The sequence below is a fragment of the Cloacibacterium caeni genome (assembly GCF_907163105.1).
Taxonomy (GTDB): Bacteria; Bacteroidota; Bacteroidia; order Flavobacteriales; family Weeksellaceae; genus Cloacibacterium; species Cloacibacterium caeni_A.
This window is the reverse complement of the sequence record NZ_OU015321.1, coordinates 56,610-77,436: the sequence shown is the minus strand read 5'-3', so window position 1 is coordinate 77,436 and position 20,827 is coordinate 56,610. Positions and strand designations below refer to the sequence as shown.

The window sequence follows — 20,827 nt, the reverse complement described above, 5'->3', positions numbered from 1 at the left end:
TTATATTTTAGTTAAAAGAATTTTAGTATTATCTAGGTTATTGGTTTTTTTTCTGAATTCTATATATTCTTTAAATTTTTCTTTAGGATAAATATTTTTCAGGATAGTAATTTTTCGTTGAGTAACCAATTTGCCATTTTCCATAGAAAATTGGAGAGAATAGCTGCCAAACTCTGAATTTAACTGTACAGATTTTGGAACTTCTGCCAACTTATATCCTTCTGGAATTTCTAGGGAAAAATTGTAAGTATCTTGATAAGAAAAATAGACTTCTAATGGTAATTTTCTGTCTTCATGACTAGTAGTTTGCATAAGATCTAAGAACGGCATTGCTCTTAAAATGATGTCATTTCCTAATTTTTTAGAATAATTTTTCGCTTGCAACTTCACTTCATAATTTATCAGCGCTTCATCTCTATTATTAGTCACATTATTAGCCTCTAGATTTTCCATGTTAAGGTAATAAAATCTTTCTTTAAGCGCTTCTTTTACCTCATCTTTGTTAAGCGTAGTCAGTGGCATTTGGAAATCATATTGTGCCCCAGAAAATCTAAATTTAGCATCCACATTTATACTATTATCTGGATTTAGTTGAACCACAGCATTTAGAATTTCACTGCTTTCTTCTGGTTTATATGTAGGCGTATTGATTAACTTGATATCATCCTCAGAAATGGCCATCACATTTCTATTGAGCGAGGTATAATTCAAATGATTAAAAGCAATTTCTTGTGAAGTGTTTTCTAACCAAATATTTCCTTTTTCTGTAGGAACCATCAGAATTACATGGTTTCCAAACATTTTTGGGAAATTTTCATCATACTTTTGAACTGAACGATCATCTTTTATTCTACAATAATAAGATTTAATTCCTGCCGCTTTTAATAAGGTTCTCATGTAATTGGTTAAAGCTTTACAATCACCATATCCTTTTTTTCTAACATCTTCTACCAACATCGGTTTCCAACCACCAATTCCTTCCATTATCGCAACATATCTGGTTTTACTCTGCATATATTGATAAAGTTTTTTAACTTTATCATGCGTACTTCCTGTAAGATTAAGTGCTGCAACTTCTGCTTGAAGCGCTGGCGTAACTTCAGAAACAGGGTTGATTAGATTTTGATAAAACCAATTTCCGAATTCATTCCATTGAGTAAGATTTCCTTGTTTCCCTTCTAATGAAAATTGATCTAATGAAAACTCAGCTTTCGGCAAAAACTCATTTAAACTTGGAGAACGAGGCTCATCTTCTACTGCTGGAACATTAGAAAAACTGTAGAAATATTTTTGTCCATTTTCTGTAAATGAAATTTTCGCAAAATCATTTTCATGCATTTTAGTTCTTAATCTAATTCCAGATTTATTATTAATCACTAAACTAGTTTTTTCGGTAGAAATATTATAGCCATCAATTGGGAAAAAATCTTGCATAAAAACCGTATTTCTTGTTTCTGTAGTGTAAGAATATTGTATAGAATACGGATAAGAAATTGACATGTAATTTAGAAACAAAATTCTACTATCATCATAAAAAGAAAAACTAGGACTATGACTAGCATCTATAAAATCACTTTTAGAATATTTCTTAATGACTTTTCCATTTTGGTCTAAAATAGACACTTTTATATTGCTTACCGAAACACTTTTGTCATAAGGAATACGAATATTCGAAAAATTTTCACCAGATTTATTCAGTATGGTAATCGTTTTATTGTAAGTCTGCACCATATTATCTATGGCATTAATATCAATAGTGGTTTCATCATTTCTTACTACAGCATTGGCTTTATGAAGTAAATTTTCTGGAATCGCAGAAACTGCATAATTTTGAGAAAATAGTAAATTACTGAAAACAAGAAAGATAAAAGAGAAAAGCTTGCTCATAAAATGATTATGTTAGTTTTTGCTAAATTTATAAAAATTCTTTTATTAAACAAACCTTTAAGAACTTGATAAAAATCACAAAAAAAGCGAGAAAAAATTTTCTCGCTGTGTGAATTAAAAATTAAAATAAAAAGTTTATGAAGTTTGTGTTTTACTGAGGTGAATTTTGTGGCTTCATTCCGCCTTGTTTCCCACCTTTTCTCATGGCTTTATTTTTCCATGCGTCTCTTTGCTTCTGCATGTTTTCTAATCTTTGTTTTTGCCATTTATCATATTGTTCTGGCGAAAGGATTTTTTTCATTTCTGCATCATGAGCATCTCTTTTCGCTTGCATTTCTTGTTGTCTTTGCTTTTTCATTTCTTGCATTTTTGCTCTATTCGCTTCTCTTTCTGCATTATTTTTTTCTTGCAAAGCTTTTATTTGTTCCACTTGCTTTTTAGAAAGATTAAGTTCTGCAGTCATCTTGTCTAAATGAGCTTGTTGTCTTTCTTTCGCTTTCTGAACCATTTCCGCTTTTTTAGCTTCTCTTTGTTCTGGCGTAAGTTTTTGTCTCTCTTGTCCGAACATGAATACTGCACCAAAAATGGCTGCACTTAAAATTATTTTCTTTGTCATTTTTTTGTAATTATTTGGTTAATTATCTTTTTGATGACATAATCTTACAAAGGTTAAAAGCTAAAAAGCTAAAATTTTGTTAAAAAAAACTTAGCTGTATTTTTCGATGAGGTTTTTAATAACTTCTTCTGTTTCATCAGGAAAATTGACTTGAATGGGTTCTGCATTTTTGAGCCAATGATTTAATTTTTGGTCAAATTCTTTCTCACTCCAAATCACAGTTGCTCCCATTTTTTCGGCAGCCAAAGCATTGCATTGCTGTTCATACTGATGAAACATAGGCACACACAGAAGTTTTTTGCCCAAGAATAAAGCTTCAGCGGGACCTTCAAAACCGCCACCAGTTAATAATCCTTCGGATTTTGCTAAAGATTGATTAAATTTTTTATTATTCACTTTGTAAACTTCTACATTTTCTTGAGAATAATCTTCGCGAGTATGTTTAGAAAAAACTTGAAACTTTTGGCCTGGATGTTTTGACAATTTTTTCAAAATAAATTCATCTGAATACGCAGGAAGATAAACCGTGTAATGTCCTAAATTTTCTGGTTTTAAATTCCTTATTTCCGAACGAATCACAGGGGTTCTGATAAAATCATCATATCGCTCGAAGTGAAATCCAACTTTATCAGTAGCTGGCGCGTAATTTTTGAGAATGATTGCACCCAGATGAATTCCAGAAATAATAGGCGTTTTAGGAGACAGAAATGCTGATTGATGACTCAGCGCAACCGATTTTTTCCCTCTCAGTTTACAAGACCAAGCGGTAACAGGTTCAAAATCATTAATCACCAGATCATAATCTTTCACAGGGAGATTTCTAATATCTTTTATTAATTGTGAAAAATCTGCTTTTCGGAAACTGCCTCTATAATCTATTCCACCTTTGGTTCCGAAATCAAATCCGAAACCTTTGAACTGATATTTTATTTCTTCATCTAAATTTACATCGGCTTGAGTTCCACTGATAAGAATATCAAGTTCACCATATTTTTTGAGGATGGGAATAATTTCTCTCGCTCTGGAAACATGTCCGTTTCCTGTTCCTTGAATCGCGTATAAAATTTTCATAACTACGAAGTTAGAACAAAAACTTTCTCAAAATTCAAGTTTAAATAAATTTAATGTTGAATAAAAAAAGCGAAACCAAAGTTCCGCTTTTGTGTGAATGTAAAAAATTAATTTGATATGAAGAATTACTTCTCTTATTTAACATAATCAAATCTCGTGCCTAAAAATTGGTTTATGTTTTTTATCATAAAAAATGAGGAACTATAGAATCGTTCCTCATTTAAAAATCAAAATATTGGTATGTAAAGTATGATGTTTCTATCTAAATCCGCCACCTCTGTTTCCGTTACTGTTGCCATTTCCTCTACCATTATTACCAGAAGAACGGCTTTCTGAAACTTTGTTCTCTTGACCTTGACCTCTAAAACCACCGCTTCTTTCTGCGTCATTTCCTCTGTTTTGATTTTCACTTCTTTGAGGAGAAACACTTCTGAAGCCTTCATTTCTAGATGGTTGTTGACTTTGGTTCCCGTAGTTTCTGTCATTATCATTTCTAGAATCTGAACTTCTAAAACCACCATTATCTCTTGGTCTTTCCTCTGATGAACCTGATCTGAAACCTGAGTTTTCTCTAGATTTTTCGAAGTTCCTATTGTCATTATACGCTCTATCATTATTTCTGAAACCTCCTGTTCTGTAAGCATCATTTTTAAATGTTCTCACATCTACATTTCTATATCTTGGAGTCACATAAACTGTTGGTCTATAATGTTTTACTCTATAATTTTGATAGTAAACAATCGGATTATAGTTGCGATAATATCTTTGATAATACACTACGTAAATTCTAGGACCTAAAATTCTTTCTAATGCAATAAATCTGTCATAATACCATCTGTTAGGATTATATCTGTAATATCTCTGCCAGTTTCCGTAACTAGAGAAACGTGAGTTTAAAATTCTTATTTCTCTGATTTGATAAGGAGAAAGCCTGAATTCTACAAAAAATCTGTCCCAATTGATGCTGATAATTGTATTCCTGTAATCATTATAATATCCTCTATATAAATCATTGGTGTAATAATCATTAGGATACTCATAATAATATTCGTCTGGATAATTGTAATCATCATAATAATATTCATAGCCATAATTATTGCCATAATCATCATTAGGATAATATTGTGCGTATGAAATTCCTGTAACTGATAACGCAGAAACGAGGAATAATTTTGTGAATATAGATTTCATCTTCTTAGTTATTTAAGGTTCTATTAAGCATTATTAAAAATACGTGCCAAACTTTCTATTTTTTGATAACGAAAGGTTGTATCTTTTTAAAAATGTAGAATTTAAGCCATATTTACTAACTAAGAATTTGATATAGAAAAATAAAAAAAGTTAAAATCTAAACTCGATTTTAACTTTTTTATTGTGTAACTAAGGAATTTTAATCTCAATTATTGTCTGTTTGATTCACTTACAAACTGTGCAATTTTATCATTAAAATGTTCTTTTTGTAATAAATCTTCTAGTGCAATATGCATTCTGTATCTCCAATAATGAGGGAAAACCGCTGGATTATTGATTCTCTCGTCATCTGCATAAGGATTTACAATTTCATAATCTGTAGCAAAATACTCTTGAATTGGGAAAATTGCTAACATCGCTTGAGAATGTAAATGCTGTTTCATAATAATTTCTGCCAATTCTGGAAGAAGTTCTGAAGGTGCAGTTCCGTATTGATTAAGCTGATTATTATAGTAATTCTGCGTAAGTTCTCTGTTTTCTTTCCACCATTGTCGTAATGTAGAACTGTCGTGAGAAGATGCCGTAACTACGTTCATATAACCTGCATTTTGAGGATTATAATATGGAACATCTTCTTTTGGTGAACGCTGAACTTTTAATGCTGTAATTCCTAAAGCATCCATCACACCAGGAACACAATCTGGAACCAAACCTAAATCTTCACCGCAAATTAACATATCTGTTGCAGAAAGCAGCATTGGTAATTTTTCCATGGCTTTTTCACGCCAAAGTCCGTCTTGTCTTCTGAAGAAATAATCGATATACAATTCATGCAATGCATTCTTTTCCCAATCAGAAAGATGTTGATATGAAGATGTTTTTTGAATATTAAATCTTGGGTGATAAACAATATCTTCACCGTTATTTTCGGTTAAGAATAATACATTCGCAGCAAGTGAAATCAGTTTTTCTTCCATCCAATCTCTAGGATGAGTTTTAAAATAATCTACTAATTTTCTTTGCGAATCATATTCTGGTTTGAAATGATACACTCCATTTTCTTGATACAAGAAATGTTCTGCAATAACCTCTTTTTCGTAACCGAAATTATCCCAAAGAATTTGGTCATTGATAAAAGGTCTGCAATATCTATCATAATTAAACGGAATATGTCTTGCCGAAAACTCTTGCAAAGTCACAGGAACTGCCGGATAGAAATACCCTAAAATTCCTTGGGTAGCAGTCATTGGCATCCTCCAAATTCTGAAAAATCCTAGAATATGGTCTATTCTCATCGCATCAAAATAGCGCGCAATTACGTTAAAACGTTTTTTCCACCAATCGTAATTGTTTTCTTTCATCACTTCCCAATTATAAGTTGGGAATTCCCAGTTTTGACCTAAATCAGAAAATTCATCAGGTGGTGCTCCCGCTTGAAAATCCATTCCAAAAAGTTCTGGTTCTGTCCACGCATCAGCAGAAAATCTGTAAATACCGATTGGCAAATCTCCTTTCAAAGAAATTCCTAAACCGTGGGTGTAATCTACAGCGTCTTTTAACTGTAAATGCAACTGGTATTGCACCCAAGAATGAAGCATTACGCTTTCAAATTCGGCATGTTTTGCATCAAAAAATTGAGAAATTTTTCCTGCAACGTATTTTTTATGCGTTTTCCAATTGTTGAAATTCGGAGTGTTATTTTTATCTCTTAAAACACAAAAAGCAGCATAAGGTTTCAGCCAATCTGCATTTTCTTTCAAGAATTTCAAGAAATCTTTGTCTTTGAGAATTTCAGATTTATTTTCTTCAAAAACAGCTTTGATGAATTTCCATTTTCCTGAAATCATTTGTTCATAATCCACAAACTTTTCAGCATTTAATTCATCTTTTTTGTGCTTATATTCTATTTTTAAATTTTCTGGAATTGAAAATTGTAAATTTTCTAAACTCAAATACTGAGGATGCAATGCATACACCGAAATCGCCGCATAAGGATAAGAATCTGTCCAACTGTAATTAGCGGTAGTATCATTAATTGGTAAAATCTGAATGATAGAAAGATTGGTTTTATGAGCCCAATCTGCTAATTTTTTAATATCGGTAAACTCACCAACTCCAAAACCGCTTTCGCTTCTTAAACTGAAAACAGGAATGGCAACTCCAGCTGCTTTGTATAATTGTTCGGCATTAAATCTGAAATAATGATCTGCGTGAACTTGCAAAACTTCAGCATCTTGATTCGGGAAAGCCAATCTGTTTTCGCCGTATTCTACTGCAATAAATTCACCTTTTTTCTCGTCGAAAATCCCGTATTTATACTGTACAAATTCTTTTTGTTTTTTTAAATCTACCGCCAATTCCCAAACGCCAACAGAAGTTTGAGCCATTTTTGGAGCGTCTGCATAATTCCATTTACCCAAAGCTTCATTATTTCCCAAAATCACCATTTTCCAATCAGGCGAATACAGCGGAGCTTCTATTCTAAAATGATGCGTATGTTTTTTAAGAACTGCAACTTTCTCTGCTTTGAAATCTCCTAGTTTATTTTGAAGAATTTTATTATTGAGATAGTTTTCAGGGAAATTTTTATTGTTCCAGACATCGTAAATGTTATACTCTTGGAAATTATTCACAAAATTCAATCTATGATGGCAAATCTCCTCATTAATGATTTGATTATTAGCATCTAGAACCAAATATTTGTATTCTATAGATTTAGAGAAAAAATCGATTTCGCCCTTCCAATTTCTATTATCGGAGAAATGAAGGTCATGTGTTTTCACATTTTTCCCTTCAGAAACTTGAATGGCTAACCTCTGCCCAAACTCAGTTCCATAATTAATAGTGAAATATAATTTCATTTTTTTCGTTTTTCAAATCACGAATTTACAAAATAATATAAGGTTCAAAAAATTTAATGATATGATTTTTAATTTGTTTTCAAGGAAAAGAAAACAAAAAGCTTCAGAAAATCTCTGAAGCTTTTACTATATTTTAGTTTTTTTTTTAATTTAAAACATAAGAAGTTCCTTCTCTTCCGTCTTTCAGTTCTATGCCTTGTTCTAATAACTTATCACGAATTTGGTCAGAAAGTTCAAAATTTTTGGCTTTTCTGGCTTGATTTCTGAGTTCTATGAGCACTTGTAATGTTTGGTCCAGTTTTGAATTATTATTTTCTTCAATATTTTGTAAGCCTAGAACATCAAACACAAAAGCATTCATCAAGGTTTTTAATTCTTCTAAATCTTCAGAAGTAATATTTTCTTTTCCATCTTTCAGTTTAAAAATAAAACTTACTGCTTCAAAAAGATGAGAAATTAAAATTGGCGAATTGAAATCGTCATTCAAAGCATCATAGCATTTTTGTTTCCATGAATTTAGATTAAAATCGCTTTCTGCTTTCTGCTTTCCGCTTTCTGCCGATTGCTGATAGCCGATTGCTGATAGCGTTTTCAAAGATTCCATCAATCGTTGAAATCCCTTTTCTGAAGCCAACATCGCTTCGTTTGAAATATCAAGAACGCTTCTGTAATGTGCTTGTAAAAAATTAAAACGAACTACAGTTGGATGAAATGGTTTTTCAAAAAAATCATTTTCACCAGAAATTAATTGATGCGGAAGAATGTAGTTTCCTGTAGATTTACTCATTCTTTGTCCGTTCATGGTCAACATATTCGCGTGCATCCAATATTTCACTGGCGAAACACCGTTGCAACCTTTTCCTTGTGCAATTTCGCATTCGTGGTGCGGAAATTTCAAATCCATTCCTCCTCCGTGAATATCGAATTGTTCTCCTAAATATTTGGTACTCATTGCTGTACATTCAAGATGCCAACCTGGGAAACCTTCTCCCCAAGGTGAAATCCATTTCATAATATGTTCTGGACTTGCTTTTTTCCAAAGGGCAAAATCTTGTGGATTTTTCTTTTCGTTTTGCCCATCTAAATCGCGGGTATTGGCAAAAAGTTCGTCGATATTTCTTTTAGAAAGTTCACCATAATTTCCACCTTTTTCGTTGTAAGCACGAACATCAAAGTAAACAGAACCGTTGCTTTCATAAGCTAATCCTTTTTCGATTAAATCTTTGGTGAGTTCTATTTGTTCGATAATGTGACCAGTTGCAGTTGGCTCAATCGTTGGAGGCAAAAGATTAAATTTCTCTAAAACTTTATGAAAATCTACGGTATATTTTTGCACAATTTCCATAGGTTCTAGTTTTTCGAGGCGAGATTGCTTCACGAAACGGTCGTTATTTACATCTCCATCGTCTGTTAAATGCCCTGCATCTGTAATATTTCTTACGTAACGAACATCATACCCCAAATGTTTCAAGCTTCTATAAATGAAGTCGAAATTCATAAAAGTTCTCACATTTCCTAAGTGCACATTGCTGTAAACGGTAGGTCCACAAACGTACATTCCTACTTTGTTGCCGTTAATAGGTGTGAAAATTTCTTTTTCCGCAGAAAGCGAGTTGTATATTTTAAGTTGCATTGTTTTTTAATTGTTTAATGTTGTTTTACATCGTTTAAGACTGTTTGAGTAAAACAGTTTGCTTCGTCGTTTTACTTCTCGCAATGACGGCAACAACAAATAATTGTAGTTGTAAAAATTTGGTTTGATATTTTTTTAAATCTGGTCATTTATTCAAAACTATTTTCTTCAAAAGGAATATTTTTTTCCTTGCAATAGTTTAAAATTTCACTATCATTTTTGAAAAAACTATCACAAAACATCTCGAAATCTTTCTCTAAAGGTCTATAAAATCTTTCTTCTATTCCCATTAGCTTTTCGATGTGTTCAATAAATTTTTCAAATTCTGGATTCATTTTACACAGTTTATCAATCGTTTTAAAATCCAAATTTTTATATTTAGCAGGAAATAACACTTTGGATTGATAAGGATTAGGATTTAATTTTATTATACCAACTCCAAAAGATTGGTTTAGCCTTTCAATTTCGTCTAACAAATCATCACTAAATTCTAAAGCTACTAAATAACCATAATTTGCCCAAGAAGAATTAGAAACTGCCTGAAAATAAGCTTGTTTTAATTCATTATCTGACGAAATCTCTCTTTTTAATTCATAAGAAAAAATTTTAAATGCTTCTTTTTGATTTATTTTTTTAAAAAACTCTTGGCTAGTTTTATTCTTGAGTTGCAAAAAATTCACTCCAACCATATCTGGATTTGTCCAAACTTGACCACTTTCTTTATTGTAAGATTTTTCATGAAATATGGTTTTAGAAAAAACATTTTCAATGTCTTTTAGAAAGGTACTAAGAAGAATATGTAAATCTCGTTCTTTATAAGTTTCTTTTTTTATAGTTATTTTTGATGGCTGTTCAAAAGAAATTTCAGTAACATCATCCTCGTATTTAGACAAATAGTACAAATAATTTCCTCCTTGCTTTTTTACTCTTTTTACTCTTTTGTCATTTTTGTATATAAAATCTGTTAAATGTGCAGAGACAGTATTATGTGGAGTTTTGCCTTTAAATTCAACATATTTTTTTGAAAGAATATAATCACATAATTCAAAGGAACCAATAGGTTTTTGAATTTCATCAAGTGATTTTAATACGGCTTCTTTTATTGTCATTAGTTTTATAAATTTTTCAAAAAATTCTCAAATTGAATTTAATCCAATTTCGCATGACTTCCTACGTAATGCAAGAACTCTTGTCTGGTAATTGGATTGGTTCTAAAAATCCCGCTCAATTCTGCAGTAATGGTAGAACTTGCGGTATCTTTTATTCCTCTACAATTTACGCAAAGGTGTTTTGCATCAATAATACAAGCTACATCTTTCGTTCCCAGTGCTTCTTTTAAAGCATCTACAATCTGCATTGTTAATCTTTCCTGAACTTGCGGACGTTTTGCGTAATAATCTACAATTCTATTGATTTTAGAAAGCCCGATTACGTCTCCGTTTGAAATATAAGCAACGTGCGCTTTGCCAATAATGGGTAAAAAATGATGCTCACAGAAAGAATACACGGTAATATCTTTCTCTACCAGCATCTGTCTATACTTATATTTATTGCTGAAAGTAGAAATCCCCGGTTTGTTTTCTGGCAAAAGTCCACCAAAAATTTCATTTACATACATCTTAGCAACACGTTTTGGTGAATCTTTAAGGGAGTCATCGGTCATATCAAGACCCAAAGTGTGCATAATCTCTGCAAACTTTTCTTCTATAATTTTTATTTTTTCTTCTGGAGTCTTTACGAAAGCATCCTCACGAAGCGGAGTATGGTCTTTGCCTGTAAAAACATCATCATCGTTTTCAAAAAAGTTACTCATAGTCTGAAATAATGTCACAAAATTAAGAATTAATCTCTAAATCATATTACTAAAATATTATTAGACTGATTTACAATAATTTAAAATCAAAATATATGAAAAAAATTTGTATTGGCACAGAATTTTATATATTTGCACTTGAATTAACAAAAATTTTTAAAACAAATTGCTATGTCAGACATTACATCAAGAGTAAAAGCTATCATCGCAGATAAGCTAGACGTGGAAGAAACAGAAGTAACTCCTGAAGCAAGCTTCACTAATGATTTAGGTGCAGATTCTTTAGATACTGTAGAATTAATTATGGAATTTGAAAAAGAATTCAACATTCAGATTCCTGATGATCAGGCAGAAAAAATCACTACTGTAGGTCACGCAATCGCTTATATTGAAGAAGTTATCAAACAATAATTTTTATTACAAAAATTAACAAAACTATGGAATTGAAGAGAGTTGTAGTAACAGGATTTGGTGCAATTACACCAATTGGTAATAATGCTCAAGAGTATTGGGAAAACCTTGTAAAAGGTGTAAGTGGCGCTGCTCCTATCACTCTCTTCGATTCTACTAACTTCAAAACAAAATTTGCTTGTGAGGTAAAAAACTTCAATCCTTTAGATCATTTCGAGAAAAAGGAAGCAAAAAAAATGGACCGAAACACTCAACTCGGTGTGGTGGCAGCTCGTGAAGCTGTTTCACATTCTAGAATTATCGAAGATCAAGTAGATAAAAACAGAGTGGGTGTAATCTGGGGCTCAGGAATTGGAGGTTTAGAAACTTTCGAAACCGAAGTTCTAGGCTGGGCAAAATCTGAAGGAATACCTAGATTTAATCCTTTCTTCATTCCAAAAATGATTGCGGATATTACTCCGGGTCATGTTTCTATGGAATACGGTTTTCATGGACCTAATTACACTACAGTTTCAGCGTGTGCATCTTCTACAAACGCGTTGATTGATGCAAAAATGCTTCTCCAATTAGGAAAAGCAGACGTAATAGTATGTGGAGGTTCAGAAGCTGCTGTTACCGCATCTGGAATGGGAGGATTTAATTCTATGATGGCTCTTTCTACAAGAAATGATGATTATAAAACTGCTTCTAGACCATTTGACAAAGACAGAGATGGATTTGTACTAGGAGAAGGTGCAGGTTGTATCATCCTTGAAGAGTATGAACATGCTAAAAAACGTGGCGCTACCATTTACGCAGAACTTGCAGGTGGTGGTTTAAGTGCAGATGCATATCATATGACTGCACCTCATCCAGAAGGATTAGGCGCTTATCTAGTGATGAAAAATTGTTTAGAAGACGCTGGTGTAACTCCAGATGAAGTAGACCACATCAATATGCATGGTACCTCTACTCCATTAGGAGACATTGCCGAATCTAATGCAATTGTTAAACTATTAGGCGAGCATGCATTTGATATTCAAATAAACTCTACTAAATCTATGACTGGTCACCTTCTTGGTGCAGCTGGTGTAATAGAAGCTATAGCAGCGTTAGGAACTATTTTACATGGTATTGTTCCTCCTACCATTAACCATTTTACTGATGACGAAAACATAGACGGCAGATTAGATTTTACATTTAATAATGCCGTGAAAAAAGATGTAAAAATTGCCATGAGTAACACCTTTGGTTTCGGAGGTCACAATGCTTGCGTTCTATTCAAGAAATTATAATGGGCTTAAAAAATTCATTACAAAAATTTCTACTTAAAAGACCTTTCAAAAAAAAGACTGAAAAAGAAAAGCTACTTTCTGCCAGAGTTAGTAAAATAATTGGGCAGAATGTAAAAAATCTTGATTACTATCATGAAGCTTTTTCATTAAAAATTCCTAATAAAACTACAGGAGCTAAAAACTACGAAAGATTAGAATTTTTAGGAGATGCAGTCTTAGGAAGCATCATTTCTTGCTACCTTTATAAAAATTATCCTGTTGCCAATGAAGGATTTCTTACCCAAATGAAATCAAAAATTGTCAATCGAAAAAACCTTAACTCTCTAGGAGAAAAACTGAAGCTTACAGATTTTATTCAAAATGGTGGAAATGGTAATTTAGGTGAAAACATTTCGGGGAATCTCTTCGAAGCCTTTATTGGTGCGCTTTATTTAGACACCAATTATGAAACTTGCGAAAAAATTGTTTTAGAAAAATTGTTTACCGATAAACATATCGAAAAACTAGAAAACAAAATCGTAAGCTACAAAGGATTATTGCTAGAATGGAGCCAAAAGAAAAAGGTGACAATAAAGTATGAAATCACCGAAGAAACTTTGCCCAATAAAAACCTTCTATTTAAGAGTTGTATCTACTTAAATAATGTAAAAATCTCTTCTGCCACAGAAACTTCTAAGAAAAAAGCAGAAGAAAAAGCAGCACAAAGAGCGTTTTACTCCTTAAATAAAAAAGAACACATTGTTGAAAAGCAAAAAAATATTTCTTGACTTAGAAGATGATGAACCAATGGACATTGGTTTACTAAGATTGGTTAAAAAATTACCCGATCACGAAATATTTTTCGAAATTAACAAAATAAATCCCTTCCAATTCGTAAGAACAGACGACTTAAAAATAAAACAGTTTTGTTTTACAAAATTCGAAGGATATCACAAAGAAACCAAAAATTGCTATTCTATAGTATCTAACAAATCAGCACCATTACGAAAAAAAACAGATAACGAACTCTTTGCCCAGACTGAAGAAATAAAATTTCTGATGCCTAAAAATAAAGATGTAGACTACATTATTTATGCAAAGGATAGTTTTAAAGATTTTTCACTAATTTTGCTGCCAGAAAACATCATGTTTCAAATACAAGATTTTTCTTTACTACCCAATAGCGAACTATACAAGCTAATAAATTATTATGAATAAGAGAGCGAAAAAAACCAAAGTAATCGCAACATTAGGACCTGCTTCTTCTACGAAAGAAATCATGCTAGAACTGGTAAAAGCTGGAGCCGATGTTTTTAGAATAAATTTTTCTCATGCCGATTACGAACTGGTTAAGAGAAATGTAGACATTATTAGAGAAATCAATCAAGAATACGGTTATAACATCTCTATTTTAGGAGATTTACAAGGTCCTAAATTAAGAGTAGGTGTGGTAAAAGAAGGTTCTTTCCTTAATCCAGGAGACGTACTTACCTTTACCAATGAGCCTTGCGAAGGAGATTCAACCAAAGTATTCATGACGTACGAAAAATTCCCACAAGACGTAAAAGTTGGTGAAAGAATCCTTATTGACGATGGAAAATTAGTTTTCGAAGTCATCGAAACCAATCAAAAAGATACGGTAAAAGCAAAAACGATTCAAGGTGGGCCATTAAGCTCTAAAAAAGGAGTGAATTTACCGAACACCAATGTTTCTCTTCCTGCTTTGACAGAAAAAGACATCGAAGATGCTAAATTCATGATTGAAAATGAATTTGACTGGATTGCACTTTCATTCGTTCGTCATGCTCAAGACATTATTGATTTAAAGAAATTAATTGAAGCGCATTCTGATTTCAAAATTCCAATTATAGCAAAAATTGAAAAACCAGAAGGTGTAAAAAATATTGACGAAATTCTTCTAGAATGTGACGGATTAATGGTTGCACGTGGAGATTTAGGAGTAGAAGTTCCAATGGAAGAAGTTCCTGTCATTCAGAAAAAATTAGTAGACAAAGCCAGATATTACTCTAAACCAGTAATTATCGCTACGCAAATGATGGAAACCATGATTAGTAGCCTTACTCCAACTAGAGCCGAGGTAAATGACGTGGCAAACAACGTGTTAGACGGGGCTGATGCAGTAATGCTTTCTGGTGAAACTTCTGTAGGAAAATATCCAGTAGATGTAGTTAAAAACATTACAAAGATTATTAAGAATATAGAATCTACCAATCTTTACGAAAAGAAAAATGATATTATAGAAAAAATAACTTGTGTAGACGATCGTTTCGTAACAGATATGGTTTGTCTAAACGCAGTTAAAATTGCAGAAACTACTGGTGCAGCAGCCATTATTACGCTGACTCACTCTGGTTACACTGCTTTCCAAATTTCTGCACACAGACCTACTTCTAGAATTATTGTATACAGTTCAAACAGAAGAGTTCTTACCATGCTGAACCTTTTATGGGGAGTAAGAGCGTTCTACTATGACATGAACAAATCTACTGACGAGACGGTAATCCAAGTGAACATGTTGACTCATCATTACGGTTATGTAGAAAAAGGAGATTTCGTAGTAAATCTCAATGCAATGCCAGTTTATGAAGGTGGAAAAACAAATACACTCAGATTAACCAATATATAAAATGAAAGCTCCAAAAATTGGAGCTTTTTTATTTTTTAAAATTTCTAAAATTTGCCGATAATGGTTTTGGGAGCGGTAAATTCTTTGAGTGCATACAGAGACAATTCTACTCCATATCCAGAATTCTTTCTTCCACCAAAAGGCAATCTTACATCTGAACGAAAAATTTGATTAATTGCCACACTTCCGCTTTCTAAATTCTCTGCAAAAAACAAAGCTCGTTCTTTATTTGAGGTGAAAACGGCGTTTCCTAATCCAAACATGGTATTATTGGCAATTTGTAAAGCTTCTTCATCATTTTTCACTTTAAAAACCATTGCCAATGGACCAAATAATTCTTCCTGAGCAATAGAATTTTCGAGATTCATTTCTAAAATACCAGGTTTAAAAGCCATATTCCCTACAGATTCTAACTCTAAAATAGTTTTCGCTCCGTTGTTAAGCGCTTTTTGATATTGTTTTTCTAAATCTGAAGCCAAATCTTCTCTCGCCATTAATCCTAACTTCGTTTCTTCATTCATAGGATTTTCAGGTTGATATTTTTGATACTCTTCTGTGAATTTTTCTACAAAAACTTGATATATTTTCTCGTGAATGACAAATCTTTTTCCAGCTACACATGTTTGTCCGTTATTTTGCAATCTTGCTTGTGCACCATCAATTGCTGCTTTTTCTAGATCTGCATCTTCACAAACGATAAAAGCATCACTCCCGCCTAATTCCAAAACACATTTTTTTAAATTTTTACCTGCAGCTTCGGCAATTTTTCTACCAGCAGCTTCACTACCAGTAAGAGAAACGCCTCTAATAATAGGATGAGCAATCATTTCTTCAACTTCTGTGTGAGAAACTTTTAAAAAGGTAAAAACGCCTTTTGGAAAACCTGCTTTCTCGAAAATTTTTTGCATGGTTTCACCTGATTTTTCACAAATAGAAGCATGTTTTAGCACGATTACATTTCCTGCTAAAATGGTAGGAACTGCAAATCTTATCGCTTGCCAAAAAGGAAAATTCCATGGCATAACGCCCAAAATAACGCCCAAAGGTTCGTGATGGATTTCTGAAATTTGAAATTCTGTTTCTACTTGCTCCGTTTTCAGTATATTTTTTTCGGTAGCATAATAATCACATAACGCTGCACATTTTTCTATTTCGGAAACCGATTGCGAAATGGGTTTATTCATTTCTTGGGTAATGATTGCCGCAAACTCTTGTTTTCTATTATTCAGAATTTCAGATAGTTGAGTAAAATATTTTTGTCTTTCTTCAAATGGAATTTTTTTCCATTTTTGGAAAGCGTCTTGAGAATTTTGTAAGGTATTTTGAAGGAATTGTTCCATAATTTTTGATTAAAAAAGTGCACAAAGATACTGTACTAAAGCCTAAACGTGGTTTTGCCAAAGATAAAAATTTTAAATGCTTATCATTTAAAAAAGTGAAAATAAAACCGAAACCAATTTCTAGCCCTGATTGAGCGACATGTTTGAGCTCTTTTTGTTTTTTTTAGATATTTCGACTTCGCTCATATGACAAAAAAAACAAAAAAGCGAGTAGCGAAAGCAGGACTGAAAGTGAAAGAAAACAGAAAACGTGTTGCTCCTAAAAATTTTAATTATTGGACAAATCACGATTTGTCACTACGAAATCATAAACCACTCATTTACCAAACTGGCAGCCAATCTGGCGGTTCTCTCGTCAATATCAAACTCTGGATTTACCTCTGCAACATCCAGCGCAACCAATTTTTCTGACTTCAAAATATGTCTGTAAAAATGCAGAAAAGTAGCATCTGCAAAGATTCCGTTGTACGCAGCAGCCGAAACTCCGGGCGCAATTGCCACGTTGAAAACATCCATACAAATGGTGAGATACAATTGGTCTACCGAAAGAATTAGTTCATCTATTTGCTGATAGATTTTAGGAAGATTTTCGAAGAAAATTTCGTCTGCCAAAATGTATTTCATTCCGAATTGATGGGCAGTATCGAACAACTTCAATGTATTAGAATTTTTCTGAATACCAATGTGCAATGAATGAATTTCTCCTTCTTGGGCGATTTGCCAAAAACCCGTTCCAGAGCTTGCTCCTACTCCATTTTCGGGTTCACGGTTATCAAAATGAGCATCGAGATTAATGATACCAATTTTTTGGTTGGGAAATGCTTTTTTGATACCAGAATAATGCGCAAAAGTCACTTCATGACCGCCTCCTAAAACAATTGATTTTCCATTTTTTTGCAGAATTTTAGAAACTTTTTCGGCTAAATCTTCTTGTGATTTTTCTAAATTTTGGTCTTCGCAAGTGATATTTCCAAAATCTAGTAATTGAAAATCTGGAGAAACTACAGGAAAGTTGTTCATATTTTTTCGGATAATGTCTGGAGCTTTGGCAGCGCCAATTCTTCCTTTGTTTCTTCTAACGCCTTCATCTACCGCAAAACCATGCAAAACGAAATTATTCGGTAAAATATTTTCGTAGTTCTCCGCTATTTCTACTCGTTGGAATATTCTGTGATGAAGCGGTGAATCACCATCGTTACGTCCTTGCCAAATGTTGTCCATGTTTAATTAAATTTTTTCTCCATCAATATACACTTCACTCGCCATCAAACTTCCTTGATTGTATAAAATATTTTGGAAATTATTGGTTTCAAAAACCACAAAATCTGCCTTCATTCCTTTTTTCAGAACTCCTCTATCGGTTAGATTGAGTGCTTTAGCAGCACGGAAGGTAATTCCTGCCAAAACTTCGGCAGTACTTAACTTCTGAAAAGTGGCTAAAATGGAAGCTTGGGCAATGAGATTTCCCATAGGCGCAGAACCCGGATTCCAATCGCTTGCAATAGCGAGAATTCCGTTTTTATCTAAAATTTTTCTCGCTGGGGTAAAAGGTTCTCCTAAACCTAAACTTGCGCCTGGAAGTGCAACTGCAACGGTTTCTGATTTTGCCAAAAATTCTATATCTTCATCTATTGTCGCTTCTAAATGGTCTGCTGAAACTGCACCAACTTCCACTGCAATTCTGGAACTTCCTGCGGTAAATTGGTCTGCGTGAACCGTAATTTTAAAACCTAATTCTTTTGCTTTTTCTAAAAATTTTCGGCTTTCTTCTGGTTGAAATGCAGATTTTTCGATGAAAATATCTACTCTTTTCGCTAAATTTTCTTCTTTAACTTTTGGTAAAATTTCATCAACAATATATTGTAAGTATTCTTCATTATTCCCTTCAAAATCTCTTGGTTTTAAATGCGCAGAAAGACAAGTTGGGACTAAAGTTACTTTGGTTTTAGTTTGTGCTTGTTGAATCACACGAAGCATTTTCAGTTCACTTTCTACATTCAATCCGTAGCCAGATTTAATTTCGATGGTGGTAATTCCCAATGAAATTAATCGATTTATTCTTTCTAAAAGCGTTTCTAAAAGTTCTTTTTCAGAAGCATTTCTAGTATGCTGAACGCTGCTCCAAATTCCACCGCCTTTTTCTGCAATTTCTAGATAAGTTTTCCCTGCATTGCGCATCGCAAAATCATTGGCTCTGTTTCCTCCAAAACAAATATGGGTGTGACAATCTATGAATGCGGGAAGAACGATTTGAGGTTCGAGGTTCGAGGTTCGAGGTACGAGTTCAGCGTTTGGGAAGTCAGATTTCAATTTTTCAAAATCACCAATTGCTTCAATTAAATTTTCGTTGTTAATTAAAATTCCGCCGTTTTCGATAATTTCTAATTGTTCGTCAGAGATTTTTCCTCGAAGTGGAAGATTATTGAGTGTAAGAATTTGTTTGAAAGGACCGATTAGTTTCATAATTGTAAAAATAAACAATTTGTTCTTTTGTCTTGATACAAAAGAACCAAAAATTGCCTCCTTTATGTCGGCGAATACTATTTCAAGACTTGAATTCTCGGCTAAAAATTTCAAAATTATTCTAAAATCCCTGAAACTCGCTCCACCACAATCCCAACAATGCTCAAACAGCAGGAATTTTTTAACGAATTATTTCAAAATTTTCTTAACCCCTCCGAATTCTATGTCGAAAATTGAGTAAAAAAGAATAAATTTGAAGATATAATTTTCACTGATGCCAGATTTTTTACACGCAGATAAAGAAAATTTCTCTGATGAGGAATTAATGCAGGAAGAACAGATTCGTCCACAAAGTTTTAAGGATTTTGCGGGACAAAGAAAAACGTTGGATAATTTAGAGGTTTTCGTGGCGGCTGCTAAAAATAGAGGTGGCGCTTTAGACCACGTACTTTTACACGGACCTCCAGGTTTGGGAAAAACTACTTTGGCACATATTATTGCCAATGAACTGGGGGTAAATTGTAAAATTACTTCGGGGCCAGTTTTAGATAAGCCTGGAAGTTTGGCTGGGCTTTTAACGAATTTGGAAGAAAACGATGTGCTTTTCATTGATGAAATTCACAGACTTTCGCCTGTTGTGGAAGAATATTTGTATTCTGCCATGGAAGATTATAAAATCGACATTATGCTGGAAACAGGTCCTAATGCACGTTCTGTACAAATTGGCTTAAATCCTTTTACTTTAGTTGGTGCCACTACTCGTTCTGGAATGCTCACGAAGCCGATGTTAGCAAGATTTGGGATTCAAAGCAGATTAGAATATTACACGATAGAACTTTTGGGAATGATTATCGAGAGAAGTGCAAGAGTTTTGGGCGTTCCTATTTATGAAGATGCAGCGTTGGAAATCGCAAGACGAAGCCGTGGAACTCCGAGAATTGCCAATGCATTGTTACGCAGAGTTCGAGATTTTGCAGAAATTAAAGGAAACGGCAAAATTGAAATTGAGATTACCAAATTCGCACTTAATTCTCTGAATGTAGATGAATATGGATTGGATGATATGGACAATAAAATTATGCGTGTGATGATAGAAAATTTCAAAGGGAAACCAGTTGGGATTTCTGCATTGGCCACTTCTATTGGCGAAAACCCTGAGACTTTGGAAGAGGTTTACGAACCGTTTTTGATTCAGGAAGGTTTTATCATCAGAACTCCAAGAGGAAGAGAAGTTACAGAGAAAGCCTACAAACATTTGGGAATTTCGAGGCCGAAAAATCCAGGGGAACTTTTTTAATCAATTAAAGAATTAAGAATGGGACATAAATTAGTTTGTTTCAATTGTAGAAAAGTAAAAAATTTAGACTCTAATTTTGATAAATCAGAGTCTATTAATAATATTTGTACTAAATGTAATTCTGAGATGAAAAGGTTACCTCATCGTTTCAGACCTCCCAAAAAAGAAGACTTAAAAAAGTGGAAAGTTGTAGAATATCTCTTTGAAAATGGATTTGAATATGAACATTTTTATGATTTTGAAAATGAAAAATATTTAAAAATTCCTGAAAATATATATGAAGCGAAAGAATTTATCGAAAATTATAAACTATCAGAAAATTAATTAATTTAGCACAAAATCAC

General features: G+C 33.1%; 18 protein-coding genes. 7 read left to right on the top strand and 11 right to left on the bottom strand.

What is annotated here, in order from left to right:
* The 8 genes from KKQ76_RS00390 to folE form a co-directional block, all read right to left on the bottom strand.
* Positions 1-1,887 carry a DUF3857 domain-containing protein gene (locus tag KKQ76_RS00390; protein WP_213195326.1) on the bottom strand — a complete coding sequence of 629 codons (1,887 nt, stop codon included), beginning with the start codon at positions 1,885-1,887 and terminating at the stop codon, positions 1-3.
* A 151-nt stretch (positions 1,888-2,038) separates the two neighbouring features.
* A complete protein-coding gene (locus tag KKQ76_RS00385; RefSeq protein WP_213195325.1) occupies positions 2,039-2,503 on the bottom strand; it encodes a hypothetical protein in 465 nt (154 codons plus the stop codon).
* 90 nt (positions 2,504-2,593) lie between these two features.
* Entirely contained in the window at positions 2,594-3,574 is a 981-nt protein-coding gene (locus KKQ76_RS00380; RefSeq protein WP_213195324.1) for a glycosyltransferase family protein, read from the bottom strand.
* Positions 3,575-3,832: 258 nt separating this feature from the next.
* Positions 3,833-4,765, bottom strand: coding sequence for a hypothetical protein (locus tag KKQ76_RS00375; protein WP_213195323.1), 933 nt, complete (start codon positions 4,763-4,765; stop codon positions 3,833-3,835).
* 209 nt (positions 4,766-4,974) lie between these two features.
* The gene (locus KKQ76_RS00370) at positions 4,975-7,626 is read right to left on the bottom strand and encodes a 4-alpha-glucanotransferase (RefSeq protein WP_213195322.1); all 2,652 of its coding nucleotides are present in this window, start codon (positions 7,624-7,626) and stop codon (positions 4,975-4,977) included.
* A gap of 145 nt (positions 7,627-7,771) precedes the next feature.
* A complete protein-coding gene (gene cysS / locus KKQ76_RS00365; RefSeq protein ID WP_213195321.1) occupies positions 7,772-9,259 on the bottom strand; it encodes a cysteine--tRNA ligase in 1,488 nt (495 codons plus the stop codon).
* Between the two features lie 149 nt (positions 9,260-9,408).
* Complete coding sequence (locus tag KKQ76_RS00360; RefSeq protein ID WP_213195320.1) at positions 9,409-10,368, bottom strand: hypothetical protein; 960 nt, start codon at positions 10,366-10,368, stop codon at positions 9,409-9,411.
* A gap of 38 nt (positions 10,369-10,406) precedes the next feature.
* On the bottom strand, positions 10,407-11,072 hold the full coding sequence (folE, locus tag KKQ76_RS00355; protein WP_104794236.1) for a GTP cyclohydrolase I FolE: 666 nt from the start codon (positions 11,070-11,072) through the stop codon (positions 10,407-10,409).
* Between the two features lie 171 nt (positions 11,073-11,243).
* Between folE and KKQ76_RS00350 the strand changes: the two genes are divergently transcribed.
* From KKQ76_RS00350 to pyk, 5 genes are read left to right on the top strand one after another with little or no spacing between them, the layout of a single operon-like run.
* Positions 11,244-11,483 (top strand): acyl carrier protein, encoded by a 240-nt coding sequence (locus KKQ76_RS00350; protein ID WP_069800766.1) that lies wholly within the window; start codon positions 11,244-11,246, stop codon positions 11,481-11,483.
* A gap of 26 nt (positions 11,484-11,509) precedes the next feature.
* Positions 11,510-12,757 carry a beta-ketoacyl-ACP synthase II gene (gene fabF, locus KKQ76_RS00345; protein WP_213195319.1) on the top strand — a complete coding sequence of 416 codons (1,248 nt, stop codon included), beginning with the start codon at positions 11,510-11,512 and terminating at the stop codon, positions 12,755-12,757.
* Positions 12,757-13,524, top strand: coding sequence for a ribonuclease III (gene rnc, locus KKQ76_RS00340; RefSeq protein WP_213195318.1), 768 nt, complete (start codon positions 12,757-12,759; stop codon positions 13,522-13,524). Before fabF ends, rnc begins: the two co-directional genes overlap by 1 nt.
* Positions 13,499-13,954, top strand: coding sequence for an IPExxxVDY family protein (locus KKQ76_RS00335; protein ID WP_213195317.1), 456 nt, complete (start codon positions 13,499-13,501; stop codon positions 13,952-13,954). The genes rnc and KKQ76_RS00335 overlap by 26 nt, the downstream gene beginning before the upstream one ends.
* Positions 13,947-15,383, top strand: a complete 1,437-nt coding sequence (gene pyk, locus KKQ76_RS00330; protein ID WP_213195316.1) for a pyruvate kinase — start codon at positions 13,947-13,949, stop codon at positions 15,381-15,383. Before KKQ76_RS00335 ends, pyk begins: the two co-directional genes overlap by 8 nt.
* A gap of 44 nt (positions 15,384-15,427) precedes the next feature.
* Here pyk and KKQ76_RS00325 read toward each other — a convergent pair whose 3' ends face one another.
* The 3 genes from KKQ76_RS00325 to hutI form a co-directional block, all read right to left on the bottom strand.
* Positions 15,428-16,723: an aldehyde dehydrogenase family protein gene (locus KKQ76_RS00325; RefSeq protein ID WP_213195315.1), complete on the bottom strand. Its 1,296-nt coding sequence runs from the start codon at positions 16,721-16,723 to the stop codon at positions 15,428-15,430.
* Between the two features lie 297 nt (positions 16,724-17,020).
* On the bottom strand, positions 17,021-17,944 hold the full coding sequence (gene hutG / locus KKQ76_RS00320) for a formimidoylglutamase (RefSeq protein ID WP_213195314.1): 924 nt from the start codon (positions 17,942-17,944) through the stop codon (positions 17,021-17,023).
* Positions 17,945-17,950: 6 nt separating this feature from the next.
* The gene (gene hutI, locus KKQ76_RS00315) at positions 17,951-19,186 is read right to left on the bottom strand and encodes an imidazolonepropionase (protein ID WP_213195313.1); all 1,236 of its coding nucleotides are present in this window, start codon (positions 19,184-19,186) and stop codon (positions 17,951-17,953) included.
* Between the two features lie 274 nt (positions 19,187-19,460).
* On the opposite strand from hutI, the gene ruvB reads away from it, so the two are divergent.
* Positions 19,461-20,483: a Holliday junction branch migration DNA helicase RuvB gene (gene ruvB, locus KKQ76_RS00310; protein ID WP_213195312.1), complete on the top strand. Its 1,023-nt coding sequence runs from the start codon at positions 19,461-19,463 to the stop codon at positions 20,481-20,483.
* An 18-nt stretch (positions 20,484-20,501) separates the two neighbouring features.
* The gene (locus KKQ76_RS00305; protein ID WP_213195311.1) at positions 20,502-20,807 is read left to right on the top strand and encodes a hypothetical protein; all 306 of its coding nucleotides are present in this window, start codon (positions 20,502-20,504) and stop codon (positions 20,805-20,807) included.
* The last annotated feature ends 20 nt before the right edge of the window (positions 20,808-20,827 follow it).

What these genes read in the sequence shown, in the direction of transcription:
- KKQ76_RS00390 (WP_213195326.1), bottom strand. Translation starts at nt 1,887, where the DNA reads ATGAGCAAGCTTTTCTCTTTTATCTTTCTTGTTTTCAGTAATTTACTA.
- KKQ76_RS00385 (WP_213195325.1), bottom strand. Translation starts at nt 2,503, where the DNA reads ATGACAAAGAAAATAATTTTAAGTGCAGCCATTTTTGGTGCAGTATTC.
- KKQ76_RS00380 (WP_213195324.1), bottom strand. Translation starts at nt 3,574, where the DNA reads ATGAAAATTTTATACGCGATTCAAGGAACAGGAAACGGACATGTTTCC.
- KKQ76_RS00375 (WP_213195323.1), bottom strand. Translation starts at nt 4,765, where the DNA reads ATGAAATCTATATTCACAAAATTATTCCTCGTTTCTGCGTTATCAGTT.
- KKQ76_RS00370 (WP_213195322.1), bottom strand. Translation starts at nt 7,626, where the DNA reads ATGAAATTATATTTCACTATTAATTATGGAACTGAGTTTGGGCAGAGG.
- cysS (WP_213195321.1), bottom strand. Translation starts at nt 9,259, where the DNA reads ATGCAACTTAAAATATACAACTCGCTTTCTGCGGAAAAAGAAATTTTC.
- KKQ76_RS00360 (WP_213195320.1), bottom strand. Translation starts at nt 10,368, where the DNA reads ATGACAATAAAAGAAGCCGTATTAAAATCACTTGATGAAATTCAAAAA.
- folE (WP_104794236.1), bottom strand. Translation starts at nt 11,072, where the DNA reads ATGAGTAACTTTTTTGAAAACGATGATGATGTTTTTACAGGCAAAGAC.
- KKQ76_RS00350 (WP_069800766.1), top strand. Translation starts at nt 11,244, where the DNA reads ATGTCAGACATTACATCAAGAGTAAAAGCTATCATCGCAGATAAGCTA.
- fabF (WP_213195319.1), top strand. Translation starts at nt 11,510, where the DNA reads ATGGAATTGAAGAGAGTTGTAGTAACAGGATTTGGTGCAATTACACCA.
- rnc (WP_213195318.1), top strand. Translation starts at nt 12,757, where the DNA reads ATGGGCTTAAAAAATTCATTACAAAAATTTCTACTTAAAAGACCTTTC.
- pyk (WP_213195316.1), top strand. Translation starts at nt 13,947, where the DNA reads ATGAATAAGAGAGCGAAAAAAACCAAAGTAATCGCAACATTAGGACCT.
- KKQ76_RS00325 (WP_213195315.1), bottom strand. Translation starts at nt 16,723, where the DNA reads ATGGAACAATTCCTTCAAAATACCTTACAAAATTCTCAAGACGCTTTC.
- hutG (WP_213195314.1), bottom strand. Translation starts at nt 17,944, where the DNA reads ATGGACAACATTTGGCAAGGACGTAACGATGGTGATTCACCGCTTCAT.
- hutI (WP_213195313.1), bottom strand. Translation starts at nt 19,186, where the DNA reads ATGAAACTAATCGGTCCTTTCAAACAAATTCTTACACTCAATAATCTT.
- ruvB (WP_213195312.1), top strand. Translation starts at nt 19,461, where the DNA reads ATGCCAGATTTTTTACACGCAGATAAAGAAAATTTCTCTGATGAGGAA.
- KKQ76_RS00305 (WP_213195311.1), top strand. Translation starts at nt 20,502, where the DNA reads ATGGGACATAAATTAGTTTGTTTCAATTGTAGAAAAGTAAAAAATTTA.